This window comes from Pseudoxanthomonas sp. USHLN014 (genome assembly GCF_037153335.1).
Taxonomy (GTDB): Bacteria; Pseudomonadota; Gammaproteobacteria; order Xanthomonadales; family Xanthomonadaceae; genus Pseudoxanthomonas_A; species Pseudoxanthomonas_A winnipegensis.
Window position 1 is genome coordinate 331,322 of sequence record NZ_JBBCKO010000003.1, and the last position, 18,456, is coordinate 349,777.

The following is an 18,456-nucleotide window of genomic DNA, read 5'->3' on the forward strand; positions in this document are numbered from 1 at the left end:
CGTGCACCTCCCACCACACGGCAATTACGGCCCGCTCGGGACGCGGCCTGGGTTCGGTGCGGTTGCCGTAGTGTGGGGTGTCGCCTCTCCGCCGGACCTCCGCATGACGCCATCGCCGCTCAGCACTGCCTTGAACTGGATGGGCGACAGCCGGCTGCTGGTCCCGGTCATGCTGGTCCTGGGCGGGCTGTGGTGGGGGCGCAATCCGCGCCTGGCCGTGGCATGGGCCGCCACGCTGGTGGCGCTGGGCGGCGCGATCGTGGCGTCCAAGCTGGCCTACAAGGCCTTCGGCGTGGACTGGCGCAGCGTCGGTTTCTTCACCATCAGCGGCCACAGCGCGCTGGCGGCGATGCTGTATCCGGTGCTGGGCTATCTGCTGGCCGCGCATGCCGCGCCGACGACGCGCCTGCTGTCCACCCTGATCGGCGTGGCGCTGGCGGTGGCCGTGGCGGTGGCGCGGGTGCTCAGCTTCCGCCACACGCCGGTGGAAATCGTGGTCGGCCTGGGGCTGGGCCTGGCCGCTTCGGGCTGGATGCTGTGGCGCTGGCGCGCCCAGCTGGCCTTGCCGCCGCATGCGGCGCCTTGGGTCGTGGGCACGGCGATGGTCGCCGGCCTGGCGGTGTGGCTGGTGCCCAATGTGCCGGCCGAGCGCGTGCTGTCGCATATCGCCTGGCGGATCCGGGGGTAGGGGCTGTCGGGGGCTTCGAGGCGGGAGCGGACGACGGATGGCGTCGCTTCCGCCAGGTCGGGAACCCGATGGCATCGAGGCGGTGTGCGAAAGCCGCTGGGTTCCCGCCTTCGCGGGAACGACGATGGAGAGTGCGCGGACGTCTCGAGGTTCGGAGCCGCCGGGTGCAAGGTGTGCGCGCAGGAGTGACGCTGCGCATGCGCGCCCTGTATGCGCTTCGCCCTCATCTCGATGCCCGTGACGCGCACCGGGACGCGCGCATGGCACCATGCGCGCCATGCCGCCGCGCCGCCTCGACACGCTCCGCACCGCCTCAGGGCTGCTCTGCCTGCTGCTGGCCGGCTGCGCGACCCAGCCCAAGGCGCCGCAGCGCAACCCCGATGCGGTGCGGGCCGAGATCGTGCGCAAGCTGCCGGCCACGCTGCCCGACGCGCAAGGCTGGGCCGACGACGTCTACGTAGCCCTGACCGCGCAGGGCATCGACCCCAGCCCCGAACACGTGTGCGCGGTGCTGGCGGTGACCGAGCAGGAGTCCACCTATCAGGCCGATCCGCCGGTGCCCGGCCTGCCGGCGATCGCGCGCGGCGAGATCGACCGCCGCGCGGCGGCGCTGCATGTGCCGGGCCTGCTGGTCGATGCGGCGCTGCGCATCACCTCGCCCGATGGGCGCAGCTACGCCCAGCGCCTGGCGGCGGTGCGCACCGAGCGCCAGCTCAGCGAGCTCTACGAGGACTTCGTCGGCATGGTGCCGCTGGGCGGCAAGCTGTTCGGCGGGCTCAACCCGGTCCGCACCGGCGGGCCGATGCAGGTGAGCATCGCCTTCGCCCAGACGCGCACGGGCGGCTATCCGTATCCGCTGCAGGCCGGCGTGCGCCACGAGGTGTTCACCCGGCGCGGTGGGCTGTATTTCGGCACCGCCCATCTGCTGGGCTATCCGGCGCATTACGACGCGCTGCTGTACCGCTTCGCCGATTTCAACGCCGGCTGGTACGCCAGCCGCAACGCCGCCTTCCAGGCCGCGGTCAGTCGCGCCTCGGGCATCAAGCTGGCCCTGGACGGCGACCTGCTGCGGCCCGGCGCGGGCATGGACGATCCGGGCGCCACCGAGCGCGCGGTGCGCGCCCTGGGCGCACGCCTGGACATGGACGAGGGCCAGATCCGCCGCGCGCTGCAGCAGGGTGACACGCTGGCGTTCGAGGACAGCGCGCTGTATGCACGCGTGTTCGCCCTGGGCGACGCGGCGGCCGGCCGGCCGCTGCCGCGCGCGGTGCTGCCGGGCATCCGGCTGGAGAGCCCCAAGATCACCCGCCAGCTGACCACCGCCTGGTTCGCCGACCGGGTCAACGCGCGCTGGCAGCGGTGCATGCGCCGCTGAGCGCCGGGCGCGCATCGGTCAGCGAAAGCGGACAGGCTGGCTTTAGATGCGCTTGGCCGCGTCAACGAGCGCCTTAAGATGCGTCGGACTCCCTTCGCCATCGCCGCGCAGTCGCACCACGCGCCTGCGCAAGCTCGCCATGACCGCGCTTCCGCCCGACACGTCGCCGCAGCTCGAAGCCATGCTCCAGGCGCTGGAACAGGCCCTGCCTGCGCTGGTGGCCGCGCACCCGGCGCCGGGCGATTTCTGGAACGCGTTCATGCTCCGGCTGGACGAGATCGAGGCATGCGCGCCGCCGGAGCTGGACCTGACCGCGCGCTTGAATGCGATGCTGGCGCCGCATGGGATGCGGATCGCGGTGGCGGACTAGGCGCCGCTCGCGGGCCTGCAGAAGCGACGCGCTGCGCGGATTCGTGCGGAAATCGAAGGCGCTGGGTTCCCGCGTTCGCGGGAACGACGGGTTCCCTGGGCCGCCCCGATCCCGTGCTCCAGGCGCATGACCTTCGTCACTGGGCGCGGCGGCCGTGCGCGGTGAGCATCGCGGTCGATCGATCCGCATCGGACTCCAGGACATCCCCATGAGCGCAGGACAGGGTTCGGCAGGCAACGTCATCGCCGCCATCTGCAGTTTCTTCATCCCGGGACTGGGCCAGCTGTTCCAGGGGCGGCTGATCTCGGCGGTGCTGTGGTTCCTGACCGGCTGCGTGGCCTTCGTCATCACCTGGCTGATCACGCTGTCGCTGCTGCCCTTCGGCTGGTTCATCATCAGCGTGCTCTCGTGCATCAACGCGGCGGTGTATCGCCGCGCACCCTGACCGACGCCGCTAGCGCGGCGCGGCCTCGAGCAGCTTCACCAGACTCCACAGCGTGTGGTTGACCGGCGTGGCGATGCCATGTTCCCGGCCCAGCCGCACGACGGCGCCGTTGAGATGGTCGATCTCGCTGGGCCGGCCGCGCGCCAGGTCCTGCGCGGTGGAGGAGCGCTGGCCGGCCATGTTGCGCGCCAGGCCGTACGTGGCGTCCCACAGGTCATCGGGCAGCGTGATGGACGCGGCCGCGGCCACCGCCGTGCATTCGTCGAAGACCGCGCGCATGGTGTCCTTGATCCCCGGCACCTGCACCAGCAGGCCGTAGGGCTGCTGGGAGATGGCCGACAGCGCGTTGTAGCAGCAGTTGATCACCAGCTTGGCCCAGAGCGCCTCGGCCACGTGGTCCGAGACTTCGCTCGGGATGCCGGCCTCAGTCAGCATCGCGGCCAGCGCGGCGCTGCTCGCCCCTGCGCCGATTACCAGCTCGCCGCGGCCGTGGTGGCGCACATGCGCCGGGCCGGCCATCTCGGTGCCGACGTAGACCACGGTGGGGATGACGGGATGCTGCAGCGCCTGCGCCAGGCGTGCGGCATTGTCCACGCCGTTCTGCAGGCTGAGCACCTGGGCCTGCGGCGCGAGCCAGGGCGCGAGCGCGGCGCCGGCCGTCTCGGTGTCGCCGGACTTCACGCAGCACAGCACCAGCTCGGCCTCGGCCGCCGCGGCGGCGTCGGTGCTGGCCTGCAGCGCGACCACGCCATCGAACGCGGCCGACTCCAGCCGCAGGCCATGGGCCTGCACCGCTTCGACCAGCGGCGCCCGGCCGATCAGGGTCACCGCGTGGCCGGCGCGCGCCAGCATGGCGCCGTAGTAGCAGCCGACTGCGCCGGCCCCCATCACCGCGATACGCATCGCGGCCTCCTTGGTTCATGGGAAAGCCACGGACTTTAGAGCGTGTCGCGGGGTGAGGTAAGGGTGGTGATCGGAACCTGTTGTTCCCGCAGAAGTGGGAGCGCGGTGTCGTTGACACCTTCAGGATCGTGCGAAAGGCGCTGGGTTCCCGCGTTCGCGGGAACGACGATCAGACGCGATGAGCCCCAAGCGCCAATGCCGCGTCGGCGAGACGCGCAACGCGGGATCGACTGTTTCATGGCGGGCCTGCACTCAGCCCAGAGCCCGCCATGCACGCTAGCCGATCGGCGCGCGCCGCGTCCCGCTGGGAAGATCGATCAGCGGCGCGGCAACGCCGGCCTCGTTGCGGATCCGTTCGGCCAGCCGCAGCGACAGCGCGACGATGGTCAGGGTCGGGTTGGCGTAGCCGCCGCTGGGGAACACCGACGAACCGGTGACGTATAGATTCTCCACGCCGTGCACGCGGCCCTCGCGATCGACCACGCCGCTGCGCGGGTCGTCGTGCATGCGCGTGGTGCCCAGGAAATGCGTGGTGGAGGTGGTCTTGATCTCCATCGGCCGGCGGATGTGGAAGGTGCCCAGGCCGCTGCGCGCCAGCTCGCGCGCCACGATGTCCTGGCTGCGGTGGACCAGGGCGATGTCCTGATCGTGCCAGCGCCACTGGATCTCGATCAGGCGGTTGCCCAGATCGTCGCGCTCCTGGCCCAGGCGCACGCGGTTGTCGTAGCGCGGCGGCTGCTCGACTTGGTGCAGCACTTCGAAGTGGTCCAGACGGTGGCTCGGCTCGCCCTGGCGCGACCAGCCGCCCACGCCCAGGTGCGAGATCGGGCGACGCAGGCGGTCGTTGTACTGCTGCAGCACGCCGTCGACGCCCAGCGCCGCGGCCACCAGGTCGCGCTTGCGCGGCAGCTGCTTGCGACGCAGCGCCTCGCGCACGCGCTGCGAGGCGCGGAAGCCGATCTCGCGCCGGCGCGACATGCTGCGCCGGGGGAACAGGATCGTGCTGAGGTTGACGCTGGGCTCGCCGCGCAGGGTGGCATCGGTCAGCTGCAGATGGCCCATGGCCGAGGTGCCATCGACGCGGCGCAGGTCGTACAGCGCCATGCGGTCGATCAGCTTGCGCGAGCTCGGGGTGAAGGTGCCGCCGAAGACCAGCGGATGGTCCATAAAATAACGCCCGACCAGCCCGTGCTGGTTGCCGATGCCGTCGGCGAGCACATCGTCGGAGGCCAGCAGCAGCTGCGGCGTGGCCAGGCCGCCCTGCGCCAGCACGATGGTGTCGGCCTCGAACACCAGCGCATGACCGGGCTGCGCCAGGGCGTGCACCGCGCGCACGCGCCCGCTCGACGCATCCAGCTGCAGGCGCGCGGCGGTGGCGTTGTAGTAGCAGGTGATGTCGCGCGAGGCGCCGATCAGCTCGCGCTGCCCGCTCAGCACGACTTCCTTGTCGGCGAAGTGGAACATGCTGGTGCGCAGGCCACTGCCCTGCAGCGGCAGCCGCGGCGCATCGGCGCCCTCCCAGTAGCCCGGGCCGTAGTGCCAGGGCGGCAGCTCGAACCATTGCTGGGCGCGCGCATAGAACGGCGCCAGCTCGGCGATGGACAGCGGCCAGGCGCTGTCGGGCAGCCACGGCCGCGCCTCGAAATCGACCGCGCTGAGCGTGGTCAGACGCAGGTGGTTGGCACCGGTGCCCGCGTCGACCAGCCAGCGGTTGGCGTTGCCGCCGAACCGGCGCGTGGTCCAGATGCCCTGGTGGCCGTCGAACACCGAGGTGCTGGCCGGCTGGCCGCGGGCGGCGTGGTCTTCGTCCAGGCCGCCGCTTTCCAGCAGGGTGACCTTGAGGCCGCAGTGGCGCAGGGCGGTGGCCACGGCGATGCCGGCGGGGCCGGCACCGACGATGCAGACGTGGGAGCGAACGGTTGCGCCGCGGGGCAGCGCCTTGGCATCAACGAACATGAACGCACATCCTGTCGATCAGACGGTCGAATCCGGGCGCCTGAGGCGTCCTTTCCCCCAGACAACGCGGGCAAGGCGCCTGACAGGACAGTCAGCTGGCCACGGTCTTGCCCCCTCCCTTTCGCCCAAGGCGAAGGGGAGGGCTGGGGTGGGGTCGCCTTTGCTTTTGCATCGCCCCTCGCCAACGGGCCGATTCCCGGATCAACCTGAGCCAGCTCAACTGCGGCCCCTGTCACGATCCGCGATCGCACACGGCCTCGCTTCATGACCATCGTGTCAGGATCCGGCGCTCCTGCCCCACGCGGGCGCCGCCCGAATGAAGCCGCATGGGATCGGACAAGGACCGCCTGGCCGCCATCCAGTCGCTGCGGGCCGTGGCCGCGCTGATGGTCGTCCTGCACCACGCGCGCAACCCGATTCCCTGGCTCTGGAATCCGCTGGCGCACTACGAGGCGTTCGCCTCCGGCGTGGACATCTTCTTCGTGATCAGCGGCCTGATCATGTACGTCGCCGCGCGCGACGAGCGCTGGCGCGAGTTCATCGGCAAGCGGGTGATCCGGGTGGTGCCCCTGTACTGGATCGCGACCCTGGCGCTGCTGGCGATCGAGCTGCTGCGCCACCAGGCGCGCCTGGACGCCAGCGAACTGTGGCACCTGCTGCAGTCGCTGTTCTTCATCCCGCACCCGAGCCCGGACAAGCACGGCGAGCTGTATCCGCTGCTGGCCGTGGGCTGGACGCTCAACTACGAGATGTTCTTCTACGCGCTGTTCTGCGTCGGCATCGTGCTCAGGCGCGTGGTGGCAGCGCCGACCGTGCTGATCCTGGCGCTGGTCGCGGCAGGCGCGCTGGGCGAGCCCCAAGGCCCGCTGGCACGCACCTACACCAGTCCGCTGCTGCTCGAATTCCTGTGCGGACTCTGGCTGGGCGTGCTCTACCGCCGCGGCCATGCCGATCGTCTACCGGGCTGGCTGCTGCCGGCCGGGCTGGCGGGGCTGCTGCTCTTGCCGGCGCTGCCGGAGGACGGGCTGGCACTGGCGGGTCGGATCGTGTGCGGCGTCGCGGTCGTGGCCGGTGCGATCGGGCTGGGCACGCGCGCGCCGCGCCACCCGCTGCTGGAGCGGCTGGGCGATGCCAGCTACTCGATCTACCTCACCCATACCGTGCTGGCGCTGCTGCTGGTGCAGGCGCTGTGGGCGCGCATTCCGATGCATGGGCCGCTGCAGCTGGCGGGCTATCTGCTCACCGCGCTGGGGGTGAGCGCGCTGGTCGGGTTGGCCAGCTATCGCTGGCTGGAACGTCCGATCACGCGCGGGTTGCGCAGGGCGTGGATGGAGCGTGGTGCCAGGCGCAAGGCGGCCTCGGTCGAAGAGGCTGCGGAGACGCGCTAGGACGGCCGACAGTCCGTCGTTCCCGCGCATGCGGGAACCCCGTGCCTTTCAAGCGAGAAGCCGAACGTCCATGGGTTCCCGCTTTCGCGGGAACGACGATGTGGGAGAGGGGCTCGGTGCCAGCCGCACCCGGCGGCGCCACGCCGCTACTTCACCAGCCGTAGAGCTTCCAGTACACCGGCGAGATGTCGCCGCGGTTGGGATCGCTGGAGCGGTCCAGCCTGCCGTCGCCGTTGTCGTCGTAGAGGTAGTAGGCCGGGCCGCGGCTCGGGGTGATCTTGACCATGCGCAGGGCGCCGGCCACGCGGTACTCCTGGATGACGTCGCCGTTGTCCTCGGTGCGCACGGCCACATCGGCGTCGGGCAGGTCCATCTCGGTCAGGTCCTGGCCGCCGTGGCGCGCGCCGCCGCCGCTGGCGCAGCCGGTGAGCAGGATCCCGCCGCTCAGTAGCAGGCAGGTCAGGACGGGCATCAGGCGCTTCATGGCGGCATCTCGCAGGTGGGAACCATACCGATTATCCGCCTGCGCGCGTGCTGCCGGGTGACGGCCGGTGACGTGGAGGCGCGGCGTAGAATCTGCGCATGACAAGACTCGTACTGATCGACGGCTCCAGCTACCTCTACCGCGCCTTCCACGCGCTGCCGCCGCTGAGCAACGCGGCCGGCGAACCGACCGGCGCGCTGTTCGGCGTGGTCAACATGCTGCGCGCCACGCTGAAGGAGCGGCCCGAGTACGTCGCCTTCGTGGTCGACGCGCCCGGCAAGACCTTCCGCGACGACCTGTATCCCGAGTACAAGGCCAACCGAGCGGCGATGCCCGACGACCTGCGGGCGCAGGTCGAGCCGATGATGAAGATCGTCCACGCGCTGGGCATCGACATCCTGCGCGTGGAAGGGGTGGAGGCCGACGATGTGATCGGCACCCTCGCGGTGCAAGGCTGCCGCGACGGGCTGCAGGTGACCATCTCCACCGGCGACAAGGACTTCGCCCAGCTGGTGCGCCCGGGCGTGGAACTGGTCAACACCATGAGCGGCAGCCGGATGGATTCGGACGCGGCGGTGATGGACAAGTTCGGCGTGCGCGCCGATCAGATCGTCGACCTGCTCTCGCTGATGGGCGATACGGTGGACAACGTGCCCGGCGTGGAGAAGTGCGGCCCCAAGACCGCCGCCAAGTGGCTGGCCGAGTACGGCACGCTGGACAACGTCATCGCCAACGCCGGCAGCATCAAGGGCAAGATCGGCGACAACCTGCGCGCGGCGCTCGAGCGCCTGCCGCTCAACCGCGCGCTGGTGACCATACGCACCGACGTGCCGCTGGAAGTGGCCGCCCAGGACCTGGCCCTGCGCGAGCAGCACGTGGACGAACTGCGCGAGCTCTACGCGCGCTATGGCTTCAACCAGGCACTGAAGGACCTGGACGGTGGCAGCGTGTCGGTGCCGATCGCGGAAAAAGAACCTGGGAAGGCGCGCGGCACGGGTTTCAGCGCCGCGCCCGCGCCGGCTGCCGCGCCCGATCTCGATCCGGCGCTCTCGGCCGCGGGCGAATACGAGACGCTGCTGACCACCGAACAGCTCGATGCCTGGATCGACACCCTCAAGGCCGCCGGCCGCTTCGCCTTCGACACCGAGACCGACAGCCTGGACCCGATGCAGGCCAACCTGATCGGCCTGAGCTTCGCCGCCGAAGTGGGCAAGGCCGCCTACCTGCCGCTGGGCCACGACTATCCGGGTGCGCCGGCGCAGCTGCCGCGCCAGGATGCGCTGGAGGCGCTGCGCCCGCTGCTGACCGATGCGGACGTGGAGAAGATCGGCCAGCACGGCAAGTACGACCTGCACGTCATGCGCCGCCACGGCGTGGAAGTGGCCGGCTACACCCAGGACACCCTGCTGGAGAGCTTCGTGCTCAACTCCGGCAGCGCCCGCCACGACATGGACAGCCTGGCCAAGCGCTACCTGGGCTACGACACGGTCAAGTACGAGGACGTGTGCGGCAAGGGCGCCAAGCAGATCCCGTTCTCGCAGGTGTCCCTGGAGGACGCCACCCGCTACGCGGCCGAGGACGCCGACATCACCCTGCGCCTGCACCAGGTGCTGTCGCCCAAGCTGGCCGCCGAGCCGGCGCTGGATTCGGTCTATCGCCACATCGAGATCCCGCTGGTGCCGGTGCTGGCGCGGATCGAGGCCAACGGCGTGCGCGTGGATGCCGACGAGCTGCGCCGCCAGAGCGCCGACCTGTCCAAGCGCATGCTCGCCGCCCAGCAGAAGGCGACCGAACTGGCCGGGCGCAGCTTCAACCTGGATTCGCCCAAGCAGCTGCAGGCGCTGCTGTTCGACGAGCTGGGCCTGCCGGCGGTGGTCAAGACGCCCAAGGGCCAGCCCTCGACCAACGAGGAGGCGTTGGAGGCCATCGCCGAGGCGCACGAGCTGCCGCGCGTGATCCTGGAGTACCGCGGCCTGGCCAAGCTGCGCAGCACCTACACCGACAAGCTGCCGGAGATGATCCATCCGCAGACCGGCCGCGTGCACACCAGCTACCACCAGGCCGGCGCGGCGACCGGGCGCCTGTCCTCGTCCGACCCGAACCTGCAGAACATCCCGATCCGCACCGAGGACGGCCGCCGCATCCGCCGCGCCTTCGTCGCCCCGCCCGGGCGCAAGCTGGTGGCCTGCGACTATTCGCAGATCGAGCTGCGGATCATGGCCCACCTGTCCGGCGATCCCGGTCTGGTCGGCGCGTTCGAATCCGGCGCCGACGTGCACCGCGCCACCGCGGCCGAGGTCTTCGGCCGCAGCATCGATCAGGTCACGTCCAACGAGCGCCGCGCCGCCAAGGCGATCAACTTCGGCCTGATGTACGGCATGAGCGCCTTCGGCCTGGCGCGCCAGCTGGGCATCGGCCGCGGCGAGGCGCAGGACTACATCGCCCTGTACTTCAGCCGCTATCCGGGCGTGCGCGACTACATGGAGGCCACCCGCCAGCAGGCGCGCGAGCAGGGCTATGTCGAGACCGTGTTCGGCCGCCGCCTGTATCTGGACTACATCAACGCCGGCAGCCAGGGCCAGCGCGCCGGCGCCGAGCGCGCGGCGATCAACGCGCCGATGCAGGGCACCGCGGCGGACATCATCAAGCGCGCGATGGTCAGGGTGGACGCGTGGCTCGCCGACCATCGCGAGCGCGCCATGATGATCCTGCAGGTGCACGACGAACTGGTGTTCGAGGCCGAGGCCGACTTCGTCGAGACCCTCGCCGCGCAGGCGCGCAGCCTGATGGCGGGCGCGGCGAGCTTGGCCGTGCCGCTGGAAGTCGATTGTGGCGTCGGCGACAACTGGGACGAGGCGCACTGATTGGCTGTGCGGGTGTGTTGCGAAGTGGACGTTGGCGCGTATAGCGTCTTTGTGTCAGGCGGTGCAATAAAACCCGCAGTTCGGGCCTCCAGCACGGCGTTGCGGCCTACGCGATGCTGGCGAAACAGCCAGTTACATCGTGATTTTCGAGATAACGAGAAATTAATTTCAGAACTGACCAGTTTATGATCTGAATATCCCCTAAATTCAACGGGTTTTTAACTGGATCCTTCACGATCTATCCATGTTGGGAGTGCTTTCATAGCCCTCGACAGATGCAAGGTCTGTCGCGGATCGCCCCCCATCCCCTGGGGCCGATCTCTGGTACGAAGAGCCCCTCCCCAGGCTCCCGTACCCTGGCCCCGCCGAGCCCCCCCTGCTCCGCGGGGCTTTTTTATGCCCGATCGCCGGCGTGCGGTCGCACCAACCCGCCGTCGCCACGCGCGCCTGCCCGAAAAGCCTGCTTCGCCAACCCGCCTCGACCCGCTCGGGCGCGGCGCCTCTGCTCGGTCAGCCCTCGACGGCGGACTCGCCGCCGCGGACCATCCCTGGCCCGCTCGCCGCTCGCCTGCCCGGGCCGACGCTCTGCGGCGAATGGATCAGGACCTCTTACGGCACGAAGGCATCCAGCGAGCGCTTTGCCCCCTCCCTTTCGCCGCAGGCGAAGGGGAGCTCGAAGTCGCTAACTAGCGACTGAGGGGGTGGGGTGCTCTTGCTTCGGCGGCTTGCCCGGTAAAGCCCCGACCCCTCCCCATCCCTCCCCTGCGCTGCGCGCAAGGGAGGGGGCTCAAGCCAAAGCCCTGTGACCTGACGCGCTGCCCTTACGGAGTCGAAACGCCTTCCTGCCCGCAAGCCCAAAGACCTGACCGGCGCGACAGGTTTTCGGCGACACTTCGCGCCTGCCGGTTGAGCCGCTTCGTGGTGTGGTGCGCATGCTGCCGTTCCCTTCTCGTCTGCTGTCCCGTCCGCCATGCGCGTCCTGATCGTCGAGGACGATGCGGCCATCGCCGAGGCCGTGGTCTCGGCCATGCGCCAGCAGGGGCATGCGGTGGATCATCTGGCCGATGGTTCCCGTGCCGATCTGGCGCTGCGCGACACCGAGTACCAGCTGCTGGTGCTGGACCTGGGCCTGCTGGGGCCCATGGATGGCGTGCAGGTGCTGCAGCGCCTGCGCGCCCGCGCGGCGACCACCGCGGTGCTGGTGATCACCGCACGCGAAGGGCTGGAGGATCGCGTGCAGGTGCTGGACCTGGGCGCCGACGACTACCTGGTCAAACCCTTCGCCCTGAAGGAGTTCGAGGCACGGGTGCGCTCGCTGCTGCGGCGCATGGTCAGCCAGGGCGCGCCCGAACTGCGCCTGGGCCAGCTGCGCCTGGACCTGGCCGGCCACCGCGCCTGGATCGGCGAAGACCCGCTGGAGCTGACCGCCCGCGAGTTCGGCCTGCTCGGCGCACTGGCCACGCGCACCGGCCGGGTCGCCAGCCGCGCCCAGCTGGTCGAAGTCCTGTGCGGCTGGGATGCCGACATCAGCGACAACGGCCTGGACATCGCCATGTATCGCCTGCGCCGCAAGCTGCAGGGCAGCGGCGTGGGCGTGCGCACCATCCGCGGTCTGGGCTACCTGCTGCAGGAGCAACAGGACACAGGCGATGACGCCTAGGGCCTGCAGGGGGACCGATGGCCGGCCCTAGCCCGCACCCCAGCCTGCGCCGGCGGCTGGTGCTGTGGCTGGCGGTGCCCATGCTGGTGCTGCTAGCGCTCGATGCCGGGCTGACCTATCGCGTGGCACTGCATTACGCCAACCGCGCGCACGACAGCAGCCTGGCCGACGACGCGGTCACCCTGGCCGAGCTGCTGCGGCGCGAGCCGCAGTCGCACGCACTGTCCCAGCAGGCGCAGTTCCTGCTGCGCTACGACCCGAACGGGCCCAACTACTTCGCCGTGATCAGCCGGCGCCACGGCCTGCTTTACGGCGACAGCGGCCTGGGCAACACGCGGATGCCGGTGCCGGGGACCAAGCCGGTGCTCTACAAGGGCTTCCACGACGAGCACCATCTGCGCATGGCGACCGTCGGCCTGGCCTCGCCGTACGAGGCCGGCGACACGCTGGGGGTGACGGTCGCCGAGACCCTGCGCGAGCGCCACCGCAGCGCCCGCGACGTGCTGCTGATGACCCTGCCGCTGCAGGCCGGCCTGATCGCCGTGGTGCTGGTGCTGGTCTGGGTCGGCGTGGACCGCGGGCTTGGCCTGCTGGCGCCGCTGACCCGGCGCCTGGCCGAACGCGAGCAGGCCCTGGCGCCGGTGACCGAGCCCGACGTGCCGCGCGAGATCCTGCCGCTGACCCGCGCGCTGGACGCGCTGTTCGTGCGCGTGCGCGGCGCGATCTCCCTGCAGGAACGCTTCATCACCGACGCCGCCCACCAGCTGCGCACGCCACTGGCGGGCCTGCAGCTGCATGCCGAACGGGCGATGACGGCGCAGGATCCGGCCCAGCTGCAACAGTCGCTGGCCCACATCCTGGCGCAGACCGCGCGTGCGGCCCGGGCCTCCAACCAGCTGCTGGCGCTGAGCCGCGCGCAGGCGCCGCATCCGCGCGAGGAGATGCATGAGCCGCTGGCTCTGGACCGGCTGGTGCCGCGCGCGGTGGCCGCCCGCGTCCCCGAGGCGCTCGATGCCGGGCTGGACCTGGGCTATCAGCCCCCGCACGCGCCCGTGCCCGCGATCGTCGGCGAAGCGCGCGGGGTGCAGGAACTGCTCGACAACCTGATCGACAACGCCCTGCGCTATGCCGGCAAGGGCCGCAGCATCACCGTCGGCCTCTCGGCCGGGCAGGCGCGGGTGATCCTCAGCGTGGAAGACGATGGCCCGGGCGTGCCCGACGCGCTGCGCGCGCGGCTGGGCGAGCGCTTCTTCCGCGTGCCCGGCACCGGCGGCGAGGGCACAGGCCTGGGGCTGGCGATCGTGCAGGGCATCGCCAGCCACCACCAGGCCGAGGTGGCGTTCCTGCGCGGCGCGCAGGGCGGGCTGCGGGTGGAGGTGCGCTTCCCCGCAGCGGCGCGACCGGAGACGGCGGCCGATCCGGGCAAGCACAACCTGGCGTAAATCCCGCCGCCGCCCCGGCGCGGACGAAAGCCAGCGGAAAACCTCGCGTGACACCCTGCCGGCCTCTTCAGTGAGGTGGCACGTGATCCGTTCAAGCGAATTCTTCTTCGAAGGTGGCCGCAACGGCGTGCTGCTGATCCATGGCCTGACCGGCACGCCGGCCGAGATGCGCCGGGTCGGCACCGGCCTGCACCGCGCCGGCTTCACCGTGCACGGCGTGCAGCTGGCCGGCCACTGCGGCGACCTGGACGACCTGATGGCCACCGGCTGGCGCGACTGGTATGCCAGCGTCGAGCAGGCCGCGGACGCCATGGCGACGAAGGTGGACCGGATCTTCGTGGCCGGCCTGTCGATGGGCGCGCTGCTGTCGCTGGAGCTGGCCGCCCAGCGCCCCGAGCTGGTGTCGGGCGTCGGCGTGTACGGCGCGACCTTCGTCTACGACGGCTGGAACATTCCGTGGACGCGTCATCTGTCCTTCCTGCTGCCGCTGTTCAAGGCCACCGGCATCGGCCGCGACCGCATGTTCATGGAGGAGCCGCCGTTCGGGCTGCGCGACGAGCGCCTGCGCGCACAGATCAGCGCGGCGATGCAGGGCGCGGACAGCAGCGTGGCCGGGCTGCCGGGCAACCCCTGGCATTCGCTGGCCGAGCTGCGCGCGCTGGCGGCGCGGGTGCGCCGGCACCTGCCCCAGGTCACCGCGCCCTGCCTGGTGGCGCATGCCACCGAGGACGACGTGGCCAGCCTGCGCAATGCGCAGTGGGTGCTGGACGGCGTGTCCGGGCCGACCGAGTTCCTGCCGATGCACGAGAGCTATCACATGCTGACCCTGGACCGGCAGCGGCGCCTGCTGACCGAGCGCACGGTGGAATTCTTCCAGCGCCTGGCGCAGCCGGAAGCGGCGCCGCGGGCGAGCGTCGATGCGCCGTACCGGTACGAGGCGCTGGCATGAGTCTGGCAGTGGCCCTGCTGTGGCTGCTGACCGTGGTGGTGGATACCGCCGGCCAGCTGGCCTTCAAGGCCGCGGCGATGGATGGCGGTGAGGCCGACGCCACGCTGGCGCGCTGGCGGCACCGGCTGGCGCGGCCGTGGCTGTGGCTGGGCATCGCCTGCTATGGCGTTGAGTTCCTGGCCTGGGCGGCGTTCCTGTCGCTGGTGCCGCTGTCGCGCGGCGTGCTGCTGGGCTCGGTCAACATCCTGGCGCTGATGCTGGCCGGGCGGCTGTTCTTCGGCGAGCGGCTGACGCCGCTGCGCGTGGCCGGCATGGGCCTGATCGGCCTGGGCGTGGCGGTGGTGGGAGTGGGAGGATGAAGCGGCTGTATGTGTTCGGCTTCCCGCTGCTGATGGCGTTCGACACGCTGGCGCAGCTGAGCTTCAAGCTCGCCGGCGATCACGCCTTGCCGCTGGAATGGGGCCTGCCCTGGCTGCAGCGGCTGTTCGGCCAGCCATGGATTTATGGCGCGATCCTGGGTTACATCGGTGCCTTCTTCACCTGGATGACGCTGCTGGAGCGCGCGCCGATCGGCCCGGCCTTCGCCGCCTCGCATCTGGAAGTGGTCAGCGTGCTGCTGGTCTCGGCCTGGCTGCTGGGTGAGCCGATCACCCTCGTGCACCTGGTGGGCGCGGCGTTGATCCTGGCCGGCGTGGCCTGCCTGGCGCGTGCCGAAACCCAGACCGCCGAGATCGCCGGTGCTGCTGCGACGTGAGCTGCCGCCCACGGCGGGGCTGCCGCTGCGCTGGACCGACCTGTTGCCCGGCGATGCCGGGCTGGAAGCGCGGCTGGCGCAGCTGTTCGATCTGCCCGCGCCGCTGCTGACCTGCTCGGGCACCGCGGCGCTGGTGCTGGCCCTCCGCGCGCTGCGGCGCCTGGCGCCGACGCGCGATGAGGTCGTGGTGCCGGCCTACACCTGCCCGCTGGTGGCCATCGCGGTGCAGACCTGCGGGCTGCGCCTGCGCCTGGGCGAGCTGCGCGAAGGACACTTCGATCTCGATCCGGCCGCGCTGCGCGGCCTGTGCGGGTCGCGCACGCTGGCGGTGCTGCCCACGCACCTGGCCGGTCGCGTGGCCGATGTCGCCGACGCGGTGGACGCGGCGCGCGCCTGCGGCGCCTGGGTGATCGAGGACGCGGCCCAGGCCTTGGGCGCGCGCGTGGACGGGCGCAGCGTCGGCCTGCGGGGTGACATCGGGTTCTTCAGCCTGGCCGCGGGCAAGGGCTTGTCGCTGTACGAGGGCGGCGTGCTGGTCAGCGCCGATCCGGTGCTGCGCGCGCTGCTGGCCGAGGAAGCCGCACGGGTGCCCTCGAGCGCAGGCTGGGAGCTGCGTCGCAGCGCCGAGCTGCTGGGCCTGGCGCTGGCCTATCGGCCGCGCGCGCTGGCCCTGGCCTATGGCCTGCCGCTGCGGCGCGCGCTGGAGCGCGGCGATCCGGAAGCGGCGGTGGGCGATGTGTTCGGGCCGGAGATTCCGCTGCACCGCGTCGGCGCCTGGCGGCGCATGGTCGGCGTGCATGCCAGCGCGCGGCTGCCGGCCTTCCTGCACGACGCGCGCGACCGCGCGCTGGCCTGGAAGCAGGCCGTCGAAGCCGTGCCCGGCGTGCAGGTCTACGACGACCGCCCCGGCGAACACGGCACCTGGCCGGTGCTGTGGCTGCGCCTGCCCGACCGTGCGCGCCGCGATGCGGTGCTCGCGCGGCTGTGGACCGCCGGCCTGGGCGTGAGCCGCATGTTCATCCACGCCTTGCCCGATTACGCCTATCTGCGCGACTGCGTGCCGCAGGCCGAGGTGCCGCAGGCGCGCGCACTGGCCGCGTGCAGCCTGACCATCGGCAACGGCCCCTGGCTGGACGAGGCCACGCGCGGGCGCATTCTGGACGTCCTGCGCCAAGGCGCGACGTAGGAGCGCCGCGACGCGGGTCTGTCAGGCCGCGGCTGAGGCGGCCGCGATCAGGGGCAGCAGCGCCGCGTTCAGCGCGTGCTGGCCGGCCTGCCACAGGGGCAGGACGTTCGGATCGGGCGGCTGCTGGCCGTCCAGGGCGGAGAGCAGGCGCTTGAACGGCTGGCGATAGCGATGGTGCGAGATCTCGCCGGTGATGTCGCTGGCGACGATCGGCGCGGAGAGTTCAGCGATCAGGCGCCGCGCATCGGCCAGCTGGAAGCGGCCCTGGTCCCAGTTGGTGCGGGCCACGTCCTCGCCGAACACGTCCTTGTCGATGGACAGATAGACCGGCAGTGCGGCGTCGGCGCGTGCGGCGAAGGCATCCAGCAGGCTGGCACTGTCGGCGAAGCCATGCACGGCATGTCCGCAGCCCAGCGCGCGCGCCCAGCGCGTGTCCACGCCCAGGCACCAGTAGTGCACGCGTCCGGCGCGCAGCGGGCCGAGCACGTTCTCCCAGCAATGGCGCGTGCCGGCATCGGCCGAGCACAGGCCGACCATGTGCACGCGCGCCACCTGCGGCAGGGCCGCCACGCGCCGCACCCACGAGCCGCAGTGCACGCCGAAGGGATAGCGCATGTTGTCCGGATGGTTGTCCAGCACCACCACCTGCAGCGGGCCGCCGTGACGCGCCGCCGCCTGCCGCACCAGCGGCCAGGTCAGGTGATGGAAGTCGCCGCTGCCCAGCATCACCGTGCCGTGCGCGCTCTCCAGCGCCGGCTGCAGCTCGCGGGCCAGCCGTTCCAGCGTGGCCACGTCGCAGCCGAAGCGCACCGCGTCCTGCCAGGCGCGCAGCGGCAGCACGCGCGCGCCCGGCAGCGGCCCGACCGCACCGTCCAGGTCCAGCACCAGCGGTGCGCTCATCCGGCCACCTCGGCCTGCGGCACGCTGCCGGCTTCGTGTTCGAAACGGTGCGCATGCCGGCGCAGCAGGCCGCGCAGCAGGGCATTGCGCGGGTACACCGCGTGCCGGGTCGGGGTGAGGCGCGCGCCGAGATAACGCTTGATTTCCGGATCGGTCCAGCCGGCCACGTAGTGGCTCAGGCCCTGGTGGCGGGCGTGTTCGAGGTTGTGCATCCAGCTCACCGCGTACAGGTTGTGCTGGCGCGCCTGCGGATAGGCCAGGCCGATGTACTTGTCCACCAGCATGCCGGCGTGCTCGTAGCACAGGTTCCAGCCGATCAACGCCTGATCGTGGTAGTAGGCGAAGACGCGCCCGCCGCTGCCACCGTCGCGCAGCAGGCCGTCGAGGAAGGCGCGGTCGAGCTGGTCGAAGTGGATCTGGCTCTGCGCGTAGACGTTGAGATACAGCGCGTAATAGCTCGCCAGCGTGTCCTGCTCGTCGAAGCACGGCGCGCCGGTGGGCAGGCATTCGATGCGCAGGTCGGCGCGCGAGCGCAGCTTGCGGCGGATATCGCGGCGGCGGCCGGAGGACAGGCGCGCCAGGTAGGCGTCCTCGTCGGCGAAATCGATCGGCACCCACGCCAGCTGCATGCCCTGCATCAGCACGAAGCCGCGCTCGGCCAGCGCCTGGGCGAAGGCCTGGGCGCGGCGATTGCCGTGCAGGCCGAGCAGGGGCGAGTCGTCGGGCAGATCCTTGACGATCAGCAGCGGCGCGCGCCGCGCCTGCGCCAGCACCTCGTCGGCCAGCGCCTCCACGCTGCCGTTCAGCGGCAATGGTGCGTATTCGGTGGCGGTGCAGCCGATGAAACAGGCCGGCCACTCCAGCCAGCGGCGCCAGTGGCGATAGCCGGGCAGGCCGTTCACCCGCCGGCGCAGCGCGTCGTCGGCGGTGGTCAGCAGATCCAGGCGGGCACGGAACAGCGGCAGGCCGCTGGACAGACGTTCGACCTGGAAACCAGGCGGCGGATGGGCCAGGAAGCTGTCGAGCAGCGCATCGGGCTCGAGCTGGGTACAGGAGTACATGGCGGCTCCGCGAAGCACCGGCCGCTTGGCG

At 71.1% G+C, this 18,456-nt stretch carries 17 protein-coding genes; 12 read left to right on the forward strand and 5 right to left on the reverse strand.

The features are described 5' to 3' along the window. Window positions 1-103 precede the first annotated feature (103 nt). The 4 genes from WFQ05_RS08425 (at window position 104) to WFQ05_RS08440 (ending at window position 2,878) form a co-directional block, all read left to right on the forward strand. Window positions 104-688 (forward strand): phosphatase PAP2 family protein, encoded by a 585-nt coding sequence (locus WFQ05_RS08425; protein WP_337053445.1) that lies wholly within the window; start codon window positions 104-106, stop codon window positions 686-688. Window positions 689-965: 277 nt separating this feature from the next. Beyond that, the gene (locus tag WFQ05_RS08430) at window positions 966-2,063 is read left to right on the forward strand and encodes a DUF1615 domain-containing protein (protein ID WP_337053446.1); all 1,098 of its coding nucleotides are present in this window, start codon (window positions 966-968) and stop codon (window positions 2,061-2,063) included. Window positions 2,064-2,202: 139 nt separating this feature from the next. Then, window positions 2,203-2,433, forward strand: coding sequence for a hypothetical protein (locus tag WFQ05_RS08435; protein WP_306995102.1), 231 nt, complete (start codon window positions 2,203-2,205; stop codon window positions 2,431-2,433). A 208-nt stretch (window positions 2,434-2,641) separates the two neighbouring features. Next, window positions 2,642-2,878 carry a hypothetical protein gene (locus WFQ05_RS08440; RefSeq protein WP_130521653.1) on the forward strand — a complete coding sequence of 79 codons (237 nt, stop codon included), beginning with the start codon at window positions 2,642-2,644 and terminating at the stop codon, window positions 2,876-2,878. A 9-nt stretch (window positions 2,879-2,887) separates the two neighbouring features. Here WFQ05_RS08440 and WFQ05_RS08445 read toward each other — a convergent pair whose 3' ends face one another. Next, window positions 2,888-3,781 (reverse strand): 2-dehydropantoate 2-reductase, encoded by an 894-nt coding sequence (locus WFQ05_RS08445; RefSeq protein WP_337053449.1) that lies wholly within the window; start codon window positions 3,779-3,781, stop codon window positions 2,888-2,890. A gap of 276 nt (window positions 3,782-4,057) precedes the next feature. Continuing rightward, window positions 4,058-5,737 carry a GMC family oxidoreductase gene (locus WFQ05_RS08450; RefSeq protein ID WP_130524713.1) on the reverse strand — a complete coding sequence of 560 codons (1,680 nt, stop codon included), beginning with the start codon at window positions 5,735-5,737 and terminating at the stop codon, window positions 4,058-4,060. 326 nt (window positions 5,738-6,063) lie between these two features. Between WFQ05_RS08450 and WFQ05_RS08455 the strand changes: the two genes are divergently transcribed. Next, window positions 6,064-7,125: an acyltransferase gene (locus WFQ05_RS08455; protein ID WP_337053450.1), complete on the forward strand. Its 1,062-nt coding sequence runs from the start codon at window positions 6,064-6,066 to the stop codon at window positions 7,123-7,125. 151 nt (window positions 7,126-7,276) lie between these two features. On the opposite strand, the gene WFQ05_RS08460 is transcribed toward WFQ05_RS08455, so the two are convergent. Continuing rightward, window positions 7,277-7,597: a DUF2782 domain-containing protein gene (locus tag WFQ05_RS08460; protein ID WP_205956659.1), complete on the reverse strand. Its 321-nt coding sequence runs from the start codon at window positions 7,595-7,597 to the stop codon at window positions 7,277-7,279. A 110-nt stretch (window positions 7,598-7,707) separates the two neighbouring features. Between WFQ05_RS08460 and polA the strand changes: the two genes are divergently transcribed. From polA to WFQ05_RS08495, 7 genes are all read left to right on the forward strand, one after another. Beyond that, on the forward strand, window positions 7,708-10,473 hold the full coding sequence (polA, locus tag WFQ05_RS08465) for a DNA polymerase I (RefSeq protein WP_337053451.1): 2,766 nt from the start codon (window positions 7,708-7,710) through the stop codon (window positions 10,471-10,473). A 970-nt stretch (window positions 10,474-11,443) separates the two neighbouring features. Then, window positions 11,444-12,133 carry a response regulator transcription factor gene (locus WFQ05_RS08470; protein WP_130521806.1) on the forward strand — a complete coding sequence of 230 codons (690 nt, stop codon included), beginning with the start codon at window positions 11,444-11,446 and terminating at the stop codon, window positions 12,131-12,133. A gap of 17 nt (window positions 12,134-12,150) precedes the next feature. Then, window positions 12,151-13,575 (forward strand): sensor histidine kinase N-terminal domain-containing protein, encoded by a 1,425-nt coding sequence (locus tag WFQ05_RS08475; protein ID WP_337053452.1) that lies wholly within the window; start codon window positions 12,151-12,153, stop codon window positions 13,573-13,575. A gap of 82 nt (window positions 13,576-13,657) precedes the next feature. After that, window positions 13,658-14,524 carry an alpha/beta fold hydrolase gene (locus tag WFQ05_RS08480; protein ID WP_130524718.1) on the forward strand — a complete coding sequence of 289 codons (867 nt, stop codon included), beginning with the start codon at window positions 13,658-13,660 and terminating at the stop codon, window positions 14,522-14,524. Then, window positions 14,521-14,883 (forward strand): EamA family transporter, encoded by a 363-nt coding sequence (locus tag WFQ05_RS08485; RefSeq protein ID WP_337053453.1) that lies wholly within the window; start codon window positions 14,521-14,523, stop codon window positions 14,881-14,883. The genes WFQ05_RS08480 and WFQ05_RS08485 overlap by 4 nt, the downstream gene beginning before the upstream one ends. Beyond that, the gene (locus WFQ05_RS08490) at window positions 14,880-15,278 is read left to right on the forward strand and encodes an EamA family transporter (protein WP_130524720.1); all 399 of its coding nucleotides are present in this window, start codon (window positions 14,880-14,882) and stop codon (window positions 15,276-15,278) included. The genes WFQ05_RS08485 and WFQ05_RS08490 overlap by 4 nt, the downstream gene beginning before the upstream one ends. Then, a complete protein-coding gene (locus WFQ05_RS08495) occupies window positions 15,262-16,464 on the forward strand; it encodes a DegT/DnrJ/EryC1/StrS family aminotransferase (protein WP_337053454.1) in 1,203 nt (400 codons plus the stop codon). Before WFQ05_RS08490 ends, WFQ05_RS08495 begins: the two co-directional genes overlap by 17 nt. A gap of 21 nt (window positions 16,465-16,485) precedes the next feature. On the opposite strand, the gene WFQ05_RS08500 is transcribed toward WFQ05_RS08495, so the two are convergent. Beyond that, window positions 16,486-17,364: an arginase family protein gene (locus WFQ05_RS08500; protein WP_337053455.1), complete on the reverse strand. Its 879-nt coding sequence runs from the start codon at window positions 17,362-17,364 to the stop codon at window positions 16,486-16,488. Next, window positions 17,361-18,425: a GNAT family N-acetyltransferase gene (locus WFQ05_RS08505; protein WP_337053456.1), complete on the reverse strand. Its 1,065-nt coding sequence runs from the start codon at window positions 18,423-18,425 to the stop codon at window positions 17,361-17,363. Before WFQ05_RS08505 ends, WFQ05_RS08500 begins: the two co-directional genes overlap by 4 nt. Window positions 18,426-18,456: the final 31 nt, after the last annotated feature.